Source organism: Chryseobacterium sp. AC417 (genome assembly GCF_979258215.1).
The window spans coordinates 1,136,952-1,157,166 of the sequence record NZ_OZ409845.1 but is presented as its reverse complement, the minus strand read 5'-3'; the positions used below and the strand labels follow the sequence as shown (position 1 = coordinate 1,157,166).

Genomic DNA, 20,215 nt, shown 5'->3' with positions numbered 1-20,215 from the left:
GTTCGGTTATTTGAACAAGACAAAGGTATAGCAGATTCAAAATTTGTTTATGAAAAATAATTGTAATACCTTTGTAAAACAGTTTTACAAATAAATATAACTGATAATCAATACATTAATATTATATTAACAAATTGACTGATCTAGATTTACTACACTTTGAGCAGCTAAAAAAGGATGTGCAAGCTCAATATCTGAAAGAACACTCTCCTTCCTATGATGATATATCAAAATGGAAGGGTATAGATATCATATATTTCCAGGAAGATCTTCGAAAAAGGGCTAAAGGGAACATCAGCGAAAAAACATTCTACACCTATTTTAAAAACTCTCCTGTTACCAAATTGCCTCGCATCGACATGCTTACTTTACTCAGTGTTTATGCAGGTTATAGCTCGTGGTACGATTTTAAAAAGCAACATCTTTTTGCCGGAGAATTATTACAGGATGAGACAGATCTTGAGGATAATGACATAAGAGAATTAGAAAAAACAATTTCTAGTGCTCTGAATCTTCCAAAAAGTGAGAATTCTTCTAAAATAGCTGAAACAAAAGCACCTGAAAACATTGATTTACAAAAAATAGCTACTGAAAATCAAAACATTGAACAAAAAACGGCTTTAGAAATTTATCCTGAAAAAAGTACCACCAAAACACAAAAGAATACCTATCAGAAAACAGCATGGATTGCCGCAACTTCACTTTTTGTGATTTTATTAGGGATCTTAGGTTTTAAAGATGAAATTTTCCAAAAAACTTACACGTACTGTTTTACGGATGCTGACAGAAATCAGAAAGTACAAAGCACGATTGAAATAAAGGTGATCAAACAGAACGAATCACCATTATTTTATAGAATCAAACCTGGTGAATGCTTTTATTATCAAACAAAAGATAATAACATACAGATGCAGATCAGTTCGACAGTCTATGAAAATCTGGAAATCAACCGAAATCTTGAGGATGCTCCTGAAGAAGAAACCATTGAACTGAAACCTGATGATTATAAAATGGCGGTGTTTTATTATTCTACTAAAGATGTGTCAGGAAATCCATCAGAACAGATTAATATAAAAAGACGTCAGCTGGAAAGCCGTATAAGCAATGATGCTATAATTTCTCAAGTGTATGATAATGAAATATATGGGATTGAGACTTTAGACAAGCAGAAATACATCACTTTAGTTACTACCCCTACAACATCCCTCAAAAACCTTTCTGTGATCGAAATGAAAAAAGATAAAAACGGAAAAATAATTTCCATCAAATTTAAAATCTCAACCAATGAAAACAATAAATAAACTTTGGATTTTGGTCATCTTGATGGGCTTACTCTCATCATGTGTAAAAAAAGAAGATCAAAGCATCAGTGATTTAGATAAACTAAGAAACAGCAGTAACAAAAAATCATATCCAGGTGTACAAATGGACAGTATAAAAGTGATTAATGATATCACCACCCAAAAAGTTCAACAGCTTTTGGAACTTTCTACTTTGTATCTTTCAGGAAACCGGAATACAGAAATCGATACAACCATCTACTCTCAAATGCAGGGGTATTTTCAAAAACCTGACAGCCTCACCTTTAAACCATTATTTAAAGATCTGGAAAGCTTAAAAGTAAAAACAGTAAAAGTGAATAATTTAAAGGTGTATAAAGAGGTGCAGAATCAGGACACTTTGGATTTGGTGAAATTCAATGTAGAATATTTTGATAACAGAAATAAATCTATAGGCACGTTTGAGAAAAACGCACAATATACTTTGGTTTCAAAAGACTTGAAGTTAAAAAAAGAATTTAAATTTTATTTCGTCAATTTTTATCAGCAACTTCCAAAGAAAGACAGCACTTCAGTTGGAGTAACCAAATAATCTAAGGGAATATCATTTTCCCAAACATCATCTATCATATCATCGGGGTTAAAATAATTAACTCCGATTTTTTTTGAATGATTAGAAATGTTTTTAAATAAACCATCATAAAACCCCTTTCCGTAGCCTACTCTATTTCCTTTTTTATCGCAATATAAAAGCGGAGTGATGATAAAATCGAAATCATATACTTCGGAATTTATATTCGAAACAGGTTCTGAAATTCCCCATTTATTCGTTTCAAATTTTGTTTCGGCAAAAATTTCAACAGAAATTAATTGTGTTTCTATAATTTTCGGAACAAAAACGCGAATATTTTGACTTAGAAAATATTGAATAAAAATACCTGTTTTTAGTTCATTAAATTTTTCAATCGGAATAAAGATGTGGATTTTTTGTTCCGGAACTGGTTTAAAATAATGAATGAAATTTTCAAAAATCTGATTAGACAGAAAGAAAACCTCATCGAATGACAAGGCTTTTCTTTTTTGCATATATTTTTTTCTAAGCCCAGCTTTCAACATGATAATTATGCATTTTTATCCTGCAAAATTTTATACAGTTTATCCGATAGACGAACTCTGAATGGAAGCTCAAAAGTGATTTGATCACCTATTTTGGCGGTATCAGAAGGCACTCCGTTTACAAAAATTTCGGTAATTGTAATTTCCTGCTGACCGGTTGTAGGACCAGAAATCAAAACCTTATCACCCACTGAAAGTTCGTTTTGCTCAATTAAAAACTGTGCAATTTTTGATTTTGTGTAATAATGTTCGGCCTTTCCAATCCATGTTTTTTTACTGGTGATTTTTTGGCGAATATTTTTCGTTTCTGCTTTTGCTAAAGGTTTATCGGGTAAGTCTCCTGAGTTTTTGAAAGTTAAAGCGTCTGATTTTCCTTTTCTGAAAACTTTATTTCCAACCTGTAAGCCTTTTCTTAACCTTAACTGCTCGGCTGCAGGCAAATGTGTTATCTCTAAGCATTCTGTGGAACAACAGTTTTCCATTGTTACTTTGCAGTCATCGCACTGAATGAATAACAGATGACAGGCGTCATTTGCACAATTTGTATGGTTATCACAAGGTTTGCCGCACTGGTGACATTGTGAAATAATGTCATCGGTAATTCTCTCGCCCAAACGATGATCAAAGACAAAGTTTTTTCCAATGAATTTACTTTCTATATTTTCTTCTTTGATTTGACGGGTATACTCAATAATTCCGCCTTCTAACTGGAACACATTTTTAAAACCCTGATGTTTAAAATAAGCACTTGCTTTTTCACAGCGGATTCCTCCGGTACAATACATCAATAGATTTTTATCTTCTTTAAAATCCTGTAGCTGCTCATTAATAATAGGCAGACTTTCTCTGAAGGTTTCTACATCCGGAGTAATTGCACCTTCAAAGTGCCCGACTTCACTTTCGTAATGATTTCTAAAATCGACAACGATCGTGTTCGGATCGTCCAGCAAATTATTAAATTCCTGAGCCTTTAAGTGAATTCCTTTATTGGTAACGTCAAAAGTTTCATCATTTAAACCATCAGCGACAATTTTGTGTCTTACTTTGATGGTTAATTTTAAAAAAGAATGATCGTCCTGTTCTATTGCTACATTTAGCCGAATTCCTTTCATAAAATCATAAGCTTCCAACGTATCCCGGAAGGCTTCCAAATGATCTGCAGGAATACTCATTTGAGCATTTATTCCTTCATGGGCAACATAAATACGTCCGAGAGCATCAAGTGCATTCCAGGCTATAAAAAGTTCGTCGCGGAATTTTTTGGGATTTTCAATTTTGGCATACGCATAGAAAGACAAAGTAAGACGTTGCTTACCGGCTTCATCAATAAGCTGAGCTCTTTCTTCTGCGCTTAAGGTGTTGTACAGTTGCATGCTATAAACGGTTTAAGTGAGAAAAATAATTCTGCAAATATAAAGATTTTAGATTATTCACGAATACAATATGACAGATCTCAGATTTTTAATATGGTAAAATTGTCAGAATTTTCTTTAATAAAATCTTAAGCTATGTTAATAAAGATTTTAACAATTATGATCTGATATACAAAATGACACAATACTCGTTAAATTTTAGTTAAAACAGTAACACAGCATACTAATTGCATACTTATTAAGCATTAAATATACATTCAGTAATTCATAATAATTAAATATACAAGACATACAATGAAGAGTACTTTAAAAAAACTTTTACCATTTGCCGTTGTAGGGGTTATCTCAGGAGCTACTACCGTTGGCGTACAACAATACTTAGGTCACGATTCTGATAATGCTGACCAATCTTATTTCACAAAAGCCAGCAATACATCTTTTGTAGGAATGAATACCGGAGCAGTAGGAGACGATTTTGTGAAAGCTGCCAAAACGACAGTTCCAGCTGTGGTAACCATTAAAAACTTTCAGACCAGAAGCTCGAGCAGAGCATCTGAACAGGATTTACTAGATTATTTCTTCGGTGATCCGTTTGGCGGAAGAGGGCAGCAAAAACAAAGGCAGCAACAGCAAACTCCGGAGAATATGCCTTCAGGAATGGGTTCCGGGGTGATCATTTCAGCAGATGGTTATATTATTTCAAATAACCATGTTGTTGCAGGAGCAAACAAGCTTGAAGTTGTCTTAAGCAATAAAAAATCTTACATCGCAACTTTGGTAGGAACAGATCCAAACACTGATATTTCGTTATTAAAAATTGAGGAAAAAGGTCTTCCGTTTTTAAATTTTGCCAATTCAGATAATATTGATGTGGGACAATGGGTTTTGGCAGTAGGTAATCCGTTAGGCTTAAATTCTACAGTGACTGCCGGAATTATTTCTGCAAAAGGAAGAGGAATCGGAATTTTGAGCGGGCAAGGAAAAGCAAATAATCCTATCGAAAGTTTTATTCAGACTGATGCAGCGATTAACCCCGGAAATTCAGGAGGTGCATTAGTTAATGTGAATGGAGATTTGATTGGAATTAATTCAGCAATATCATCCACAACAGGATATTATCAAGGTTACGGATTTGCCGTTCCTGCAAACCTGGCAAGAAAAGTAGTTGAGGATATTAAAAAATTCGGAATCGTACAAAGAGGATTCTTAGGAGTTACCTCATTAGATCTTTCAAACGATCAGCAAGTAGCTTTTTATAACAGAGACAAAAAAACCAATATTAAAGTTGGTTCCGGGGTTTATGTAACAGGTTTTTCAGACAACAGTGGTGCTGAAGATGCGGGATTGAAAACCGGTGATATCATTACAAAAGTTGATAACACTCCGGTTACAGATTTTGCAGACTTATCAATTGCTGTCGGAAGTAAACGTCCCGGAGATAAAGTAATGGTAACTTACCTTAGAAGCGGAAAAGAAGCTTCAACAACCGTAACGTTGAAAGATCAGAAAGGTGGAATATCTTCGAGATCAAAAGCAGACTTAAGTGTTACAGAAAAAATAGGTGCAGATTTTGAGCCTTTGAATGACAGGTTTAAGACCGAATACGGATTAAACAGCGGAGTTATTACAAAGAATGTACAGGAAGCTGGAGAAATGGCTAAGATTGGTATTGTAGATGATTATATCGTTATCGAAATCAATGGCAAGCCTGTTAACTCTCAAAAAGATGTGGAGAAGATTTTAGAAAAATACCAGGGAAATGTGCAGGTAAAATTTGTAGATAACTTTGGAAGAATTTATACTAAAGGTTTTAAAATGCCTTAGTTGAATATTCAGGACAAATAAGAACGCTGCGGTTGGTAACTGCAGCGTTTTTTATGTTTAAAATCTATCGATTGTTCATTTTATCGGCGATTCTTTTTTTCTTTTTCCTTTCATAGATGACTTCTACAATTTTACCGCCCATCCAGGCAAACGGAAAAAATATGAGAAATATAGAAATTTTATAAAAAGTAGGATGATAAGGGAAAACTACAACATCAAGCATTGCGATAAACAACATGATAAAACCAATCAAAATTGCATAAGCCACTTTAGCATATTTTACGATAATAGCCGTGGCAACTCCCCCTACCGTACTTCCTAATCCCGAAATAAAAAGAAGAAAACCAAAAAAAGCATCATTATTTTTCATGCTTTCCAAAAATCTTTGCCAATGCTCGAAAGGTGCAAAAGCTTCAAAAGTCACCCATTTCGGGAAAGCTCTTATACCCAGCGTGATGATCAGCCCTGCAATCGCAAGACCTACTAATACGGCAAATGTATTTCTGATAAAACTCATTAATCCTGATGTGCGATCATAGAAATTTCGATATCAACATTCTTCGGCAGACAAGAAACCTGTACTGTTTCACGAGCAGGATAGCTTTCGGCATCAAGATAAGAGGCATAAATGTCATTCATCACTGCAAAGTCATCCATACTTTTAAGAAAAATACTCGCTTTTACGACATTTTTAAAAGTCATTCCTGCTTCCGTAAGAATTGCCTCAAGGTTTTTCATCACCTGATGGGTTTCTTTTTCAATGCCTTCAACCAATTTTCCTGTAGCAGGATCAACAGGAATCTGACCTGAAATGTATAAAACTCCGTTTGCAAAATTAGCCTGTGAATAAGGCCCGATAGCTGCAGGAGCATTAGTAGTAGATATTATTTTTTTCATAAGTAGGTATTATTATATTATGTATATCACACCATCTTCACTACAAGTGAAAATCATGCCGTTTTTTTAACAGAATTTATTTCGGGTGCAAATATAAAATTTAAAATTAAATAAATTTATGATTCTAAAAAGGAGGATTCGGCTGTGTAAAACTTCGGTCTTTATATTTCAGCGCATCGCTTAAGATATTTGCTTTAATGCCAATAAAAAAGTCATACACTTTATATTGTCCGAATGGTACCCAGTTAAAATTGATGGTAAAACTTCTCTGATCTCTGGAAAATCCTATTCTTGTATATGCCAAATCTCTGGTCACCATATCGTAATGAGTACTGCCTGTAATATTCCAGTACGGAGTTAGCTTAATACTTCCGTCTAAACCAATAGACGCCAATGTAGTTGGAGTTCTTGCCGTTGTTCTGGAATAGGCATAATTGGCATTCACATTCAACGTCCATGCCTGATCAAAATGTGCATAATTATCATCATCAAAATAATAATTTTCGTTTCTTATTTCTCCTTTGGAGCCATATTTTTTAGCATAATCTGTTTTCTCTCCAAAAAGCTCACTGCTTAAAGGATACGAAAGTTGCACGTTGAAGGACTGTACACTGAAAGCTCCAAACTCTTCTGTTCTGATTCCTATTTCTTCCCCGGGAATGAAGAGTGTTTTATAAGGATCTAAGCTTAAACTTGTATTGATGCTAAGCTTATTATCAAACATCGAAGACTGTCCGTTTACCGTAATGATAGACCAAGGATGTGTTTTTGCGGCAAAATTGTAATTTCCTGAAATATTTAAAGACTCAAATATCTTAATTTTTTTAACTCCGGTAGAATCACTTTTAGATCTTACTTTCATCTCGATATTGTTTCCTATATTAAAGCCTAATGCTCCTACCAATCCTGAAGTTGGCGCACCTACAATTCCGTTATCAAAGATCGAATAAGGCGTAATGGCGCCATTGGCATCATAATAATTCCTGAAATATCCGAATCCTGAACCTCCGAAATCAGGAGCATATGTGAAACCTATACTCGGCGTCATCATGTGTCTGATTGCCTCAATAGATCCGCCTTTTTTGAAGTTTGCCTGACCATAAAGCTGAGTCTGTAAACTTGCTGTGGTAGAAAAAGTAGAATAACCTGCAATTTTCTTGTTGACCTGATCGACGACTTTATTTTCAATAGGATCATAGAACTTGGTCAGCGTTTTCGTTGTCAATGCATTATCGATATTTGCCCCCAAACTGAATGTAAAATACTTTGCTATCGTGGTATTGGTTCCTAAAGATATGTTGTTTTTAAGACCTGTCTGCATCTTATCCCACATCGCTTTGGTAAAAAGTTCTCCTTCATCTGTACTCACAAAATTGGTTAAATTCAAACCTGTATTGACTGTAATATTTTCAAGTAAACCTGTTCTTGTCCCGGTTTTTGATCCAAATAAATAAAACTGATTGATGGCAACATTCATCTGCGGCAAACGCAAATCTGCCAAACCTGTTGCGAAATTCTGGGAATAAGAAGCGGTTCCGGTAATCGTAGCAGGAAGTTTTAAAAATCTTTTGGTGAGTGAAAGCGTAGAATTCTGTTGCGTTCTCAGCACACTCTGATCCATGATATAATTGTTATTGACCGTATTGTTATAAAATGTCTGACTGGTTACATCAACGGATGCAGAAAAATTCAAAAACGGATTTGCTTTTGTATCCTGACTATGCCTCCATGCAATTCTGTATGTCCCTGTTTTGCTATAGTCATCCAAACCTTTAATACCCCGAACTGTAGTACCAATATCTGCAGAAAAATTACCTGAATAACGGTACTTTTTGAGATAATTCATTTCCGGACGGAGATTCCAGCTGCCTTTCGTATAAATATCTGCTAAAACTTTTAGATCGAAATGTTCCCCGATTGGTTGATAATATCCTAAACCGTTCAGGAAGAAACCTACATCTTCCCTTTCACCAAAACTCGGAATCAAAATACCCGCTGATCTTTTATCTGAGAACGGTAATATCGCAAAAGGCATAATAAGAGGCGTTGGTACCTGCTCAATATACATCTGCACAGGTCCTGTAATTACAGAACTGCTGTTTTTGCCTTTTACCATCTTAATATGAGGTGCCAGTAAATGGTAATCTGCTACGGTATCTTTTTTCTTGATAAAATAATCGTCTGTAGTAAACAGACCACGTCTCATAAAGAAAACCGAATCATTGTACTTTTTGGTTTTTTCTGCTACAATAATCCCTTCACTTTCTTCAGTTCTTGCATTGTAGGCAATTGCCTGCTTGGTTTTAGTATTATAGCTGAACTCATTAGTTTCATATTTTTTACCAGCTTGTGTAGTAATTACAGGTTCAATTATTTTACCTAAAGAATCCTGCTTACCTCTTGCATAAATAAGGTTTTTCTGCTCATCAATAGATATGTAATCTGCATCAATCTGCATATCCTGATATTTCACCTGAGCATTTCTGTTCAGGTAAATCATTTTTTTAGGAAAATCTCGACGTTGAACGTCTGCCTTAGTTTCGAGAACATCCTCTAAGGCTTCTTTCTTTACAACAATTGTATCCTTTTTGAGGATGGTATCATTAACTATCGGAGTTTTCTTTAGATCTTTAGGATTTTGCTGTGCTAAAAAACTGTTAAAAATTAGGATAATTAAAATTTGTAATATATTTTTGAAGACGGTTTTGTCCAATTTTTGTTTTATATAATTTAGGCTCAAAATTAGTATAATTTTTAAAACTGTAAGATGTACACACGAAAATTTAAAATAATTTTAGCATTTCTTTTATTACTTTCAACACATTTCGTCTTTTCGCAGAAAAAATTCACTGTAGTTTTAGATGCAGGGCATGGAGGAAGCGACCATGGTGCCAATAGAAGTTATGCGGATATCGGAACTGTACTGGAAAAGAATGTTACTTTAGGAATTTCACTCAAATTGGGCTCAATGCTTGAAAAAAACAAAGATTTTAAAGTAATCTATACTAGAAAATTTGATGAATATCCATCACTTACAGATAGAACAAATACAGCCAATCGAAGCAAAGCAGATTTATTTATCTCTATACACGTCAATTCTTCACCCAGCAGAAGCGCTACTGCAAGAGGAACCGAAACTTTTGTACAAGGCCCTGCCCAAAACAGAGAAAATCTTGAAGTAGCCAAACAGGAAAACAGCGTGATCTACCTTGATGAAAAAGATAAAGAGACTTTCGCATCCTATGACGCATCTTCTCCTGAATCTTTGATAGCTTTGAAGCTTCAGCAAAGTAAATATCTTGAAAACAGTTTGATTGTAGGAAGTTTTGTAGAAGGTAATTTTGAAAAGAGCGGCCGTTTTTCAAGAGGTGTAAAGCAAGAAAACCTCCACATTTTAAGAAGGAGCTCGATGCCTTCCATCCTTATAGAAACCGGATTTGTAAACAATTACGAAGATGCTGCTTTTTTAAATTCAGAAAGAGGACAAGAAGAAACAGCTGAAAACATCTATAAAGCAATCATAGATTACAAAAAAGCAGTTGACAGAAAAGGAGGTGTACAAACGCCATTAAAAAAACCAGAACCCGAAAAGAAAGCGGAAGTTCCTTTAAAGAATGATTTTAGGATTTTACTTCTTACTTCTGCAATAAAATACAATGAAGACGATCCTGCGCTTAAAGGTCTAAATTACATTCTCCCGTTGAAAGAAAATGGAATCTACAAATATTATTATAGTGTTACCAATCTTGCATCTGTGAAAGACAGCAACATAAAAACGGCTAAAGACGCAGGTTTCAGAAATGCCTATGCAGTAGGATTTATGCCAAATCAAAAGCTGAATGCAGGATATTACACCATAGAAGTGTTCACAGGAAAGGATAAACTAAGTGCTAATTCTTTCATTCTTCAGACATTAAAAGATGTTGAAAGAGATAAAAACAACGGTATGTTTTATTACACTTACGGAAAAGTTTCTTCACTGGAAGACGCAATCAAACTTCAGAAAGAACTGGAATCTAAAGGCTTGAAAAACACAGTCATCCAAAAAGTAAGCAAATAGCTAAAAATAATTTTGATGTTTGAAAGTTAATCTATACTTTTGCAACCTCAAAATTCGGCCTATTCGTCTAGTGGTAAGGACTCAAGGTTTTCATCCTTGCAACAGGAGTTCGATTCTCCTATAGGCTACTAAATTGATATCATGCCGGATTTAAAAATTCAGGAAGCAAAAATGCTTTTTAATAAAATCCACTCGGACCCAAAAAGTTACGATTTAAAAATAAATGATGAAGGGATTACAGGCAGAGATGATAAAATAAATTTCAGACTATACAGGAACGGTGAAGGAAGTGCCTTTGAGGTAATCATTGACGGATTAACGTTCACCAACACCACTGGAGAATGGAATAATGCATTGAATATGCTGACAAGCACAATCAAAAAAATAGATAAAGAACAACAGAATATAAAAATAGAACAAGCATTAGATAAACTCAAAAAGTACCTCTCAGAATAAAGTTAAAATTTTTTAAAAATAAATTTGGCTGGTATAAAAAAAGTTTATAAATTTGCACTCACATTTGAACGATATGGCAAATCATAAATCAGCATTAAAGAGAATAAGACAAAACGAAGTTAGAAAAGTTCGTAACAGATACTACCACAAGACTGCTAGAACAGCTGTGAAAGTATTAAGAAATGAAGAAGATAAGGCTGCTGCGACTGAGCAATTGCCAAAAGTTATCTCTTTATTAGACAGATTAGCAAAGAAAAACATTATTCACAAGAATAAAGCGGCTAATTTGAAAAGCAAATTGACTAAGCACGTTAATAAATTAGCGTAATTAATAGTAGGCCCGTTCGTCTATCGGTTAGGACCTCAGGTTTTCATCCTGGTAAGAGGGGTTCGACTCCCCTACGGGCTACTAAATAAAAAGAATTGAAACTTTTAAAAATTCAAAATACTAACCCGTTACTCGTAACGTGATGGTAGATGGCCCGTTCGTCTATCGGTTAGGACCTCAGGTTTTCATCCTGGTAAGAGGGGTTCGACTCCCCTACGGGCTACTAAATATACTTTAACCTCTGATTCTTTCAAGAATCAGAGGTTTATTGTTTTTACTTATTCCGGAGCTACTCGATATTCTAAAATTACTTTACATCATCTCCTCCAAAGTAAATTATTTCTACATCTGTATGATTTAAGACATAAAGTAATGTCTTATCATTTGTGTAGATTCGTAAATTATACAAAGAATAGCATAATAAATATATTATAACTATATTTGTAACAATAATTAAAATATTTTTTTTAAATGTCAAAGATAAATTATATTCTTTATCATTACTTCAATCATGCTCAAAAATATTAAATAAAACATTATGAAAATCATCTATATTATTTTAAAAAATCAGAAGTCTACATTACTTTTATTTTTTTTATCAGCATTGATAATGACTCATGCTCAAGTCGGAATTGGCACTACAACACCCAATGCAAGCTCTATACTAGATTTAACTTCTACTACTAAAGGTCTGTTAACACCCAGAATGACAACAGCCGAGCGAAACGCTATCGCATCACCTGCAGATGGGTTAATGGTATATGATACGACATTGAAGGCATTTTATTATTACACAAGCTCTACATCTTCTTGGTCTCAAATGGCAAGTGGTGTAACAGGAAGACTGAATTTTAAACGTATAAAGTCTACTGATGTACTTGCAACAGTTTTAGCTTCTGAGCTTACAGCAGGTGGAGGTTCTAAATATCTGATGGATTCTAATACTCTATATGAAATCAACGGGCAGGTTGCATTTGATTTTCCTATTGATATGAATAATTCTTACATACATGGATTAGATACCAATAATGACATCATCGTAAGAACCACAGGCAATATCTTTGAAGGCGCTACCGGAGGAACGATCCGAAGTGTAACGCTAATCGCTTCAGGGGGAAGTGTATTTAATCTTAACAGTTCAGCCACTCAGAATTTTATCTTTAGAGATTGTATTGTAGCCAATTCAAACAGTGTAGGTACTGTTTCGGGTTTTGGCTTAGTCTTTTTAAGCATCATTCAGTTTTCGGGAAATACCAATGGTGTAACCTATAATAATATTACTCAGCTACTTCTTAGTAATTTAGGATGGTTTGGAAACAACACGGGCACGTTTGAAAAACTGACAGGCACATTCACCTTAGTTGAGAAGCAGGGCGGTTTCAGCCAGGTAAATGGTACTGCTGTAGGATTTGACGTTTCTACAGCTGGTCTTACCATCACTGGAGATGCAGTGTTGGAATCAGTAGTTTTCACCGGAACAAATAGTGCAGGATACGTAAAACCTTACACAACAGGAACCTACCCTGGATACAATTTCAATAACAGCTGGACAGTGAGAGCCGCAGGAATTCCTACAGAATCCGATAATAATGCAGTTGGAGATTTTGCTGTAGACTATGCGGTTGGAACCGGTATCGCAGTTACTTTTAACAACAGTAATCCCAGTAATATTGTGAAGATTGGTACAGGAACGTCTGTTTCAACTTCATCAAATTTATTCAGATTTTCCACCGATGGTGGAGTTCCAAACAGATTAAAATATTTAGGTAAAAAGAAAAGAATATTCCAGATAACGGGATCAGTATCTTTTCAGGTACCTGCTGCCGGAACATATATTATTTATATTGCCAAGAACGGTACAGTTATTAATCAATTCAAAATTTACGGAAGAGGATCGGCAGTAAACGATATCGTTGTAGTTCCTATTAATGGTACTACCGAGCTTCTTACCAATGATTATGTTGAGATTTTCGCACAGCGTTTTTCTGGTTCTACCGGTGATATTGTTGTTCCTAATATGGCTATTACGATAAAATAGATTATAACATCTTACTTTAAATAATTGATGATTGCCAAAGCCACTGAATTACAGTGGCTTTTTTGATTAAAATCAGCTAAATTTAAGTTTGGGAAACTTACTTTAAAGCCTCTTCATATCTTCTGCTTACTTCCTCCCAGTTAGTCACATTCCAGATAGCCGTAAGATAATCTGCTCTTTTGTTTTGGTATTTCAGGTAATAAGCATGTTCCCATACATCAATTCCAAAGATTGGGGTTCCTTTTTCTTCTACAACGTCCATCAAAGGATTATCCTGATTGGGAGTTGAAGAAACAAATAATTTTCCGCTCTTGTCTACAGAAAGCCAAGCCCAGCCAGAACCGAAACGTTCTGCTCCCGCTTTACTCATCTTTTCTTTGAAAGCATTCATGCTTCCGAAAGCATCAGTAATTGCTTTTGACAATTTTGCTGATGGCTGGGTATTTTTTTGAGGCGTTAAAACCGTCCAGAACAACTCATGGTTGTAATGTCCTCCCGCATTGTTTCTTACCGCCATTGGTAAAGTTCCTGCTTTTGAAAGAATCTCAAACAACGTCTGCTTTTCCTGTGGAGTTCCGGCAATTGCTTTATTCAAATTTGCAACATACGCCGCAGCATGCTTCGAATAGTGAACCTCCATCGTCTGTGCATCAATATTACCCTCTAATGCATTGTAAGCATATGGTAATGGTGTTTGTTTGAATTGTGCAAACGCAAATTGCGCTGCAAAAACTGCAGTAAAAGCAGCTACCTTAAAAATCTTCATAACGTTTTGTATATATGGTTAAACATTTAATTCTCTGAGTAGAAGATAAATTGATAGAAGTTTTACAGTTTATTATTAGCTTCTATCGTTCAGCTTCTCGCTTTATTTCAATAATTTCTTAATGTCTTCAATCAAAAATTCCCTGTCAGGATGAAATTTTCCGTTTAATCTGGGAATTGTTCCTGCTGCATCTTCATAATTCAATCCTGAATAATAAAGAATAGGCATTTTATCTTTGTTGTATCTGCATCTTATATTTCCCTCTTTATCTACCAAAGCAATCATTCCGCTGTGATTAAGGTTTTCACTTTCATCTTCTTTATCACCTACATAAATATCGAACTGATCTGCAAGATTACCAATATACGCTCTGTCGCCGGTGAGAAAATGCCAGTTGAGAGATTTTACCCCAATTTTTTCAGCATGGCTTTTCAGTTGTTCCGGTGTGTCATTTTCCGGATCGATACTGATTGAGATGATTCCAAAATCCGGGTTATTAATATCGTCTTCAATTGCTCTCATGTTTGTATTCATTACGGGACAAATGGTTGGACATTTACTGAAGAAAAATTCCACCACATATACTTTCCCCAACATATCTTTATTGCTGACTTTTTTATTATTCTGATCTGTGAGTTCAAAATCCGGCACTTTCATGACGGTGTAAAGATTATTTTTAAAATAACTCATTCCAAATCCTATCCCTAAAAAGATCAAAGCAATAATCACAATCGGAATTATGATCTTATTTTTCGTGCTGTTTTCAGCTTTTTTATTTTTGGACATATTTCTCTGGATTTTTTTTGAACTCGTCCTTACAGTAGCTACTGCAAAAACCGTACGTTTTATTTTTATAAACTGCCGTATCTTTCATATTGGCTTCAGTTTTCATATGGCAAATGGAATCTTCGGCATTGGCAAACTTCACTATCTTACCATTTGACTTTGAAGCCACACTTTTTGTTTTATGCTTTACTTTGGGAGTTTCCTGCGTACAGGAAAGCAATGAAGCGGACAATAGTACCGCAAAAATTATTTTTGTTTTCATTAAATTTTATTTAAAATGAATGATTGTAATGTCTGAAAAACAGGTTGATTTAAACTAAATATAACTTTGGTTTTATTTCAAATCATTAAAATATTAAACTCAGCTTCATTTATTAAAATGCTGGTATACTTAAAATGTAAATAAAATAAGACAATTTAAAGTCAAAAACTAAACATTAGTTTAAATAAAATTTAAAATAAGGGAGGATGAAATATTCGGGAAAAATATTCTGAAGAATGTAAATTAATATGATATGAATTTTCCATTTTTAAATGAAAAAAAGAAAGATCAATATTTTCAAACGAAAGAATTTCATTGGCTAAGAAAACATCTGGTACAGCAATTTTTATATTTTGGGAATGATTAGATTGCCTTTCAGTTTTTGTTAGTTCTTTTTTAACAAAGCATTTACCTTTACAGTCAGATTCTACAACATTTCTATTTTCACAAAGGTTTTTCACAATGTAATTATAATTGACTGCATAATTTAACAATGGCAATGCAGGGCGGATTGCGATCGTGAAAATGATGAAAAAGGAGATGAAAAATTTCAAGTCTTAATCTTTACTACAAATATAGTGTAGAAAATTGAGTTAAGTAGTCATGTATGATGAATGTCAGTCTTGGGTTTGGCAGAGGAATATTGGGAGTTTAATGTAGAAAATGATTTCCGAGAGAGTGCCCGAACCTACAAAGATTTTTGATAATTTATTTTTAATAATAAGTTTTGGCTAAAGCCAATTGCATCTGAATTTTGCAAAGCGGGCTAAAGCCCGCCCCTATTGATAAAGCTGTGATCTTTAGTCTAGTTGTAACATCTGGTTATAATTGCTTAAAACTTCATTTTGTATTCTTACAAGCCATTTATTGTGATGAATGGAAATATAGGTTATAAAAAAATTTCAGATTTCATCTTTATAAGCTTAAAACAAAAAGAATTCTTACTTTTATGCTATGAAAGTTTTAATTATAAATGGTCCGAATCTGAATCTTTTAGGAACAAGAGAACCTGAAATCTATGGAACTATTTCCATGGAAGATTATTTAGAGAAATTAAAAGCTGAATTTATTTCTTACGAACTGGAATATTATCAATCTAATATCGAAGGAGAATTGATTAACAGGCTTCAGGAAGATGATTTTGATGCTTTAGTGATCAACCCCGGAGCTTTCACGCATTATTCTTATGCAATTGCGGACTGTTTAAAAAATATTCAGAAGCCGAAAGTGGAAGTTCACATCAGTAATATTTACAAAAGAGAAGAGTTTCGTCAGAAATCTGTGACAACAGCTTGTACGGATGCAGTTTTGTCAGGTTTTGGGATGGATGGATATAGATTGGCTGTTTTGAGTTTCAGTTTGAAATAAAAACTTCCAGGGATTAGAAAAATCATGCAAATTTTTCATTAAAATAAAAAAAGCCTCATCAATCGATGAGGCTCTTCACTATTTCTAAATGGTCTGTTCCTGCAATTGAGGACCAGAAGCAATCAGCTTTTTGGCTTCGTCATTACCGCAGTATTGATCGAAGTTTTTGATATATTTTGCAGCAAGATCTTTTGCTTTTTCTTCCCATTCTGCAACATCGGTGTAGGTATCTCTTGGATCTAAAATACCTTCAGAAACATTTGGCAGTGAAGTAGGAATTTCTAAATTCATTATAGGAATGATTGTTTTGTCAGCATTTTCAATTGATCCGTCGATAATAGAATCAATAATTGCTCTTGTATCTTTCAGAGAAATTCTTTTTCCTGTACCATTCCAGCCTGTGTTTACCAGATAGGCTTTTGCACCATGCTCTTTCATTTTTCCAATCAAAGTTTTGGAATACATTGTTGGGTGTAAGGTAAGGAATGCTTCACCAAATGCAGGAGAGAAAGATGGTTCCGGTTCTGTAATTCCTCTTTCAGTTCCGGCTAATTTTGAAGTATAACCACATAGGAAATGATACTGAGCCTGGTTTTCATCTAAAATAGAAACCGGAGGCAAAACCCCGAAAGCATCAGCCGAAAGATAAACAATCTTGCTTGCATGACCTGCTTTAGAAGGTAAAACGATTTTATTAATATGGTAAATCGGATAAGAAACTCTTGTGTTTTCTGTGATAGACCCATCTGTGTAATCTGATACACCATTATTTACCACTACATTTTCCAGAAGTGCATCTCTCTTGATGGCTCTGAAAATATCCGGTTCTTTTTCTGCTGACAAATCGATTACTTTAGCATAACAACCGCCTTCATAGTTGAAAACTCCGTTGTGATCCCAACCATGCTCATCATCACCAATTAAATATCTTTTAGGATCTGCAGACAAAGTTGTTTTTCCTGTTCCCGAAAGCCCGAAAAATAACGCTACATCACCTTTTTCTCCTACGTTTGCAGAACAGTGCATAGATGCCATACCTTTTAATGGAAGATAATAGTTCATCATGGCAAACATTCCTTTTTTCATTTCTCCTCCGTACCATGTTCCACCGATAATCTGTAATTTCTCAGTAAGATTAAACATAACGAAGTTCTCAGAATTCAATTCCTGCTCTTCCCAATTTAGGTTGGTAGTTTTTGAACCATTAATTACTGTGAAATCCGGTTCTCCGTAGTTTTCTAGATCGAAATGAGAAGGGCGGATAAACATATTCGTTACGAAATGTGCCTGCCAAGCCACTTCAACGATAAATCTCACTTTAAGTCTTGTATCATCATTAGTTCCGCAAAAAGTATCGACAACGTAGATTTTTTTTGCATCAGAAAGCTGCTTCAAAACTAAGTCTTTACAAGATTCGAAAATTTCAGGAGTTGTGGGTAAATTCACTTTACCATCCCAGAAAATAGTTTCTTTCGTAACATCATCCTCAACAATATACCTGTCTTTAGGCGAGCGACCGGTGAAAATTCCTGTTTTTACCGACACGGCTCCAGATTCTGTAAGCTCAGCTTTTTCAAAACCTTGATTTTCAGTCGAAATTTCCGCTTGATATAACTCTTCGTACGAAGGATTATAAGTTAATTCATACTCTCCTTTAATCCCTAATTTTTGTAAATCCTGGATGATTTTAGCGTTTTTCATTTTACTTATATTTTCTTTTTCTTTTTGTTTGTTTATCCTTAGCCATATTAACTAATTGTTAAACGTGGATAAATATAAACATATAAGCGAAAATGACAAATAAAAAATGAGATATTTAAAATATTGACTATCAACTAATTAAATCGCTCCAATTGAAAACTGTTGAAAAACCTTTTCCCCAAAAATAGTCCTCAAAGCCTTCAAATTTTGCACTCATTACAAAATCTCCGCCCCAGGCTCCCAAACTTTTGACAAAAGTGGGGCAATCTGGGAAAAATTTAGACTTAACTGTCGGAATTTCAATAAAATCGGAAATCTTTTGCTCATGTAACATCATTAGTTTAGAAAAATTTTCCAATTCATCACATAACAAAATATTTTTTGTGAGATCAGAAAATTCATCAACCAGTTTTTGAGACTTTATTTTTGATCTGTAAAGATCAATTGCTTCACGGCTATCCTGCTTTTGATTAAGATGAATGAAAATCAATTCATCCTTATATTTCGGGTTGAAATTTACTTTTTCAAAATAAATTTCAGGCTTGTTTTGATAAAGCACGGCAGATTTTGCTTTTGCAACTGCAATGTCATACCCACTTCCACCCAAACTTATAGAATTAAGATGAAAAGGATCAATATCTGACCATTCAGCAAGATTGTTCATCAAAGTAGAACTGCTGCCAAGACCGTAATCTGAAGGAAACTGAAGGTTTGTTTTTAAATAGTATGTGTGAGTGTTTTTAAATGTATTTTCAGAAAGATACTGAACATTTTTTAGAACTTTTAAGATAAATTCTGCACTCGAATTGAGGTTGGTTTCTATGATCTGCCAATTCTTATAATCAATAACAGCTTTTAACCATAATTTATTCTGATGATAGGCTTCCCAAAAAATAACCGATTTTCCATCTGCTTTTTCCTCAAAAAAAAACTCTTGTCCTAGCTTTGTGGGTACAGCTAAGACAAGAGCTCCGTCTACAGCGAAATATTCTGAAGTAAGCATCAGCTTTCCCGGTGAATAGATCTCGCCCATTTTTATTTATTTTAAATTGCAGAAGCTGATGTAACTTCGCTGTCAATTTTCTTAATTAATCCTTGCAATGTTTTTCCGGGACCCACTTCTATAAAGTTGGTAGCTCCGTCTTTGATCATGTTTTGCACAGATTGCGTCCATTTCACAGGACCTGTCAGCTGAGAAATCAGATTATTTTTAATCTGTTCAGGATCAGTTACAGCGGTTGTTGTAATATTCTGATAAACAGGTATCGTAGCTTTTCTGAATTTTGTATTTTCAATTGCTGCTGCTAATCTCTCCTGAGCCGGCTGCATTAATGGTGAATGAAAAGCGCCGTTTACCGGTAAAAGCAAGGCTCTTTTTGCTCCTGCTTCTTTCAGTTTTGCACATGCTTCTTCTACAGCCGCAGTTTCACCAGAAATCACCAATTGTCCCGGACAATTATAATTTGCAGGAACTACAATCCCGTTGATTGTTGCGCAAATTTCTTCTACTTTGGCATCTTCCAATCCTAAGATTGCAGCCATAGAACTTGGGTTTGCGTCACAAGCTGCCTGCATTGCTTTTGCTCTTTCAGAAACCAATTTCAAACCATCATCAAAAGATAAAACTCCATTCGCTACTAAAGCTGAAAATTCCCCTAAAGAATGTCCGGCGACCATTTCTGCGCCAAGACCGTTCACTGCTTTCAAAGCAGCAACCGAATGAATAAATATTGAAGGCTGGGTAACCTCAGTTTTTTTAAGATCTTCATCGGTACCATTAAACATAATGGAAACAATATCGAATCCTAAGATTTCATTGGCATATTCCATTAAGTCTTTGATGTCTTTACGGGAATCGTATAATTCTTTTCCCATACCCACAAACTGTGAACCCTGCCCAGGAAATACAAGTGCTTTCATTTATTGATTTAAAAAATTTGATACAAATATAAACTTTAAA

19 protein-coding genes and 3 tRNA genes are annotated in these 20,215 nt (G+C 34.6%); 11 read left to right on the top strand and 11 right to left on the bottom strand.

Annotated features, from left to right (window positions below):
• Nucleotides 1-134 precede the first annotated feature (134 nt).
• Both ACZZ9T_RS05590 and ACZZ9T_RS05585 read left to right on the top strand, forming a co-directional pair.
• Nucleotides 135-1,301, top strand: coding sequence for a hypothetical protein (locus ACZZ9T_RS05590; RefSeq protein ID WP_463441273.1), 1,167 nt, complete (start codon nucleotides 135-137; stop codon nucleotides 1,299-1,301).
• Complete coding sequence (locus tag ACZZ9T_RS05585) at nucleotides 1,285-1,872, top strand: hypothetical protein (protein WP_463441272.1); 588 nt, start codon at nucleotides 1,285-1,287, stop codon at nucleotides 1,870-1,872. The genes ACZZ9T_RS05590 and ACZZ9T_RS05585 overlap by 17 nt, the downstream gene beginning before the upstream one ends.
• Here ACZZ9T_RS05585 and ACZZ9T_RS05580 read toward each other — a convergent pair.
• Nucleotides 1,824-2,366, bottom strand: coding sequence for a 5-formyltetrahydrofolate cyclo-ligase (locus ACZZ9T_RS05580; protein WP_463441271.1), 543 nt, complete (start codon nucleotides 2,364-2,366; stop codon nucleotides 1,824-1,826). The two genes, ACZZ9T_RS05585 and ACZZ9T_RS05580, sit on opposite strands and share 49 nt — an antisense overlap.
• 35 nt (nucleotides 2,367-2,401) lie before the next feature.
• Nucleotides 2,402-3,769: an oxygen-dependent tRNA uridine(34) hydroxylase TrhO gene (gene trhO, locus ACZZ9T_RS05575; RefSeq protein WP_463441270.1), complete on the bottom strand. Its 1,368-nt coding sequence runs from the start codon at nucleotides 3,767-3,769 to the stop codon at nucleotides 2,402-2,404.
• A 294-nt stretch (nucleotides 3,770-4,063) separates the two neighbouring features.
• On the opposite strand from trhO, the gene ACZZ9T_RS05570 reads away from it, so the two are divergent.
• Nucleotides 4,064-5,593: a trypsin-like peptidase domain-containing protein gene (locus tag ACZZ9T_RS05570; RefSeq protein WP_463441269.1), complete on the top strand. Its 1,530-nt coding sequence runs from the start codon at nucleotides 4,064-4,066 to the stop codon at nucleotides 5,591-5,593.
• A 64-nt stretch (nucleotides 5,594-5,657) separates the two neighbouring features.
• On the opposite strand, the gene ACZZ9T_RS05565 is transcribed toward ACZZ9T_RS05570, so the two are convergent.
• The 3 genes from ACZZ9T_RS05565 to ACZZ9T_RS05555 all read right to left on the bottom strand — a co-directional run bounded on the left by ACZZ9T_RS05565 (nucleotide 5,658) and on the right by ACZZ9T_RS05555 (nucleotide 9,203).
• Complete coding sequence (locus ACZZ9T_RS05565; protein ID WP_463430375.1) at nucleotides 5,658-6,110, bottom strand: hypothetical protein; 453 nt, start codon at nucleotides 6,108-6,110, stop codon at nucleotides 5,658-5,660.
• On the bottom strand, nucleotides 6,110-6,490 hold the full coding sequence (locus ACZZ9T_RS05560; protein WP_162087549.1) for a RidA family protein: 381 nt from the start codon (nucleotides 6,488-6,490) through the stop codon (nucleotides 6,110-6,112). Before ACZZ9T_RS05560 ends, ACZZ9T_RS05565 begins: the two co-directional genes overlap by 1 nt.
• A 124-nt stretch (nucleotides 6,491-6,614) precedes the next feature.
• On the bottom strand, nucleotides 6,615-9,203 hold the full coding sequence (locus ACZZ9T_RS05555) for a putative LPS assembly protein LptD (protein WP_463430374.1): 2,589 nt from the start codon (nucleotides 9,201-9,203) through the stop codon (nucleotides 6,615-6,617).
• Between the two features lie 54 nt (nucleotides 9,204-9,257).
• On the opposite strand from ACZZ9T_RS05555, the gene ACZZ9T_RS05550 reads away from it, so the two are divergent.
• The 7 genes from ACZZ9T_RS05550 to ACZZ9T_RS05520 all read left to right on the top strand — a co-directional run bounded on the left by ACZZ9T_RS05550 (nucleotide 9,258) and on the right by ACZZ9T_RS05520 (nucleotide 13,372).
• Complete coding sequence (locus ACZZ9T_RS05550; protein WP_463441268.1) at nucleotides 9,258-10,550, top strand: N-acetylmuramoyl-L-alanine amidase family protein; 1,293 nt, start codon at nucleotides 9,258-9,260, stop codon at nucleotides 10,548-10,550.
• A 56-nt stretch (nucleotides 10,551-10,606) separates the two neighbouring features.
• Nucleotides 10,607-10,678: transfer RNA gene (locus tag ACZZ9T_RS05545), tRNA-Glu, on the top strand.
• Between the two features lie 13 nt (nucleotides 10,679-10,691).
• Nucleotides 10,692-11,006, top strand: a complete 315-nt coding sequence (locus ACZZ9T_RS05540) for a hypothetical protein (RefSeq protein WP_463430372.1) — start codon at nucleotides 10,692-10,694, stop codon at nucleotides 11,004-11,006.
• 73 nt (nucleotides 11,007-11,079) lie between these two features.
• Nucleotides 11,080-11,334, top strand: a complete 255-nt coding sequence (rpsT, locus tag ACZZ9T_RS05535) for a 30S ribosomal protein S20 (protein ID WP_463430371.1) — start codon at nucleotides 11,080-11,082, stop codon at nucleotides 11,332-11,334.
• A 9-nt stretch (nucleotides 11,335-11,343) separates the two neighbouring features.
• Nucleotides 11,344-11,415: transfer RNA gene (locus ACZZ9T_RS05530), tRNA-Glu, on the top strand.
• A 70-nt stretch (nucleotides 11,416-11,485) separates the two neighbouring features.
• Nucleotides 11,486-11,557 (top strand) — tRNA-Glu (locus ACZZ9T_RS05525).
• A 315-nt stretch (nucleotides 11,558-11,872) separates the two neighbouring features.
• Nucleotides 11,873-13,372: a hypothetical protein gene (locus tag ACZZ9T_RS05520; RefSeq protein WP_463441267.1), complete on the top strand. Its 1,500-nt coding sequence runs from the start codon at nucleotides 11,873-11,875 to the stop codon at nucleotides 13,370-13,372.
• Between the two features lie 97 nt (nucleotides 13,373-13,469).
• On the opposite strand, the gene ACZZ9T_RS05515 is transcribed toward ACZZ9T_RS05520, so the two are convergent.
• The 3 genes from ACZZ9T_RS05515 to ACZZ9T_RS05505 form a co-directional block, all read right to left on the bottom strand.
• Nucleotides 13,470-14,138, bottom strand: coding sequence for a superoxide dismutase (locus ACZZ9T_RS05515; RefSeq protein WP_463441266.1), 669 nt, complete (start codon nucleotides 14,136-14,138; stop codon nucleotides 13,470-13,472).
• A 102-nt stretch (nucleotides 14,139-14,240) separates the two neighbouring features.
• Complete coding sequence (locus ACZZ9T_RS05510) at nucleotides 14,241-14,924, bottom strand: SCO family protein (protein ID WP_463441265.1); 684 nt, start codon at nucleotides 14,922-14,924, stop codon at nucleotides 14,241-14,243.
• Nucleotides 14,911-15,186, bottom strand: a complete 276-nt coding sequence (locus tag ACZZ9T_RS05505; protein ID WP_463441264.1) for a YHS domain-containing protein — start codon at nucleotides 15,184-15,186, stop codon at nucleotides 14,911-14,913. Before ACZZ9T_RS05505 ends, ACZZ9T_RS05510 begins: the two co-directional genes overlap by 14 nt.
• 954 nt (nucleotides 15,187-16,140) lie before the next feature.
• Between ACZZ9T_RS05505 and ACZZ9T_RS05500 the strand changes: the two genes are divergently transcribed.
• Nucleotides 16,141-16,554 (top strand): type II 3-dehydroquinate dehydratase, encoded by a 414-nt coding sequence (locus tag ACZZ9T_RS05500; protein WP_463441263.1) that lies wholly within the window; start codon nucleotides 16,141-16,143, stop codon nucleotides 16,552-16,554.
• 84 nt (nucleotides 16,555-16,638) lie between these two features.
• Here the strand turns inward: ACZZ9T_RS05500 and pckA are convergent, their stop codons facing one another.
• From pckA to fabD, 3 genes are all read right to left on the bottom strand, one after another.
• Nucleotides 16,639-18,255, bottom strand: coding sequence for a phosphoenolpyruvate carboxykinase (ATP) (pckA, locus tag ACZZ9T_RS05495; RefSeq protein ID WP_463441262.1), 1,617 nt, complete (start codon nucleotides 18,253-18,255; stop codon nucleotides 16,639-16,641).
• Between the two features lie 130 nt (nucleotides 18,256-18,385).
• A complete protein-coding gene (locus tag ACZZ9T_RS05490) occupies nucleotides 18,386-19,288 on the bottom strand; it encodes a GYDIA family GHMP kinase (protein WP_463441261.1) in 903 nt (300 codons plus the stop codon).
• An 11-nt stretch (nucleotides 19,289-19,299) separates the two neighbouring features.
• The gene (fabD, locus tag ACZZ9T_RS05485) at nucleotides 19,300-20,175 is read right to left on the bottom strand and encodes an ACP S-malonyltransferase (protein WP_463430362.1); all 876 of its coding nucleotides are present in this window, start codon (nucleotides 20,173-20,175) and stop codon (nucleotides 19,300-19,302) included.
• Nucleotides 20,176-20,215: the final 40 nt, after the last annotated feature.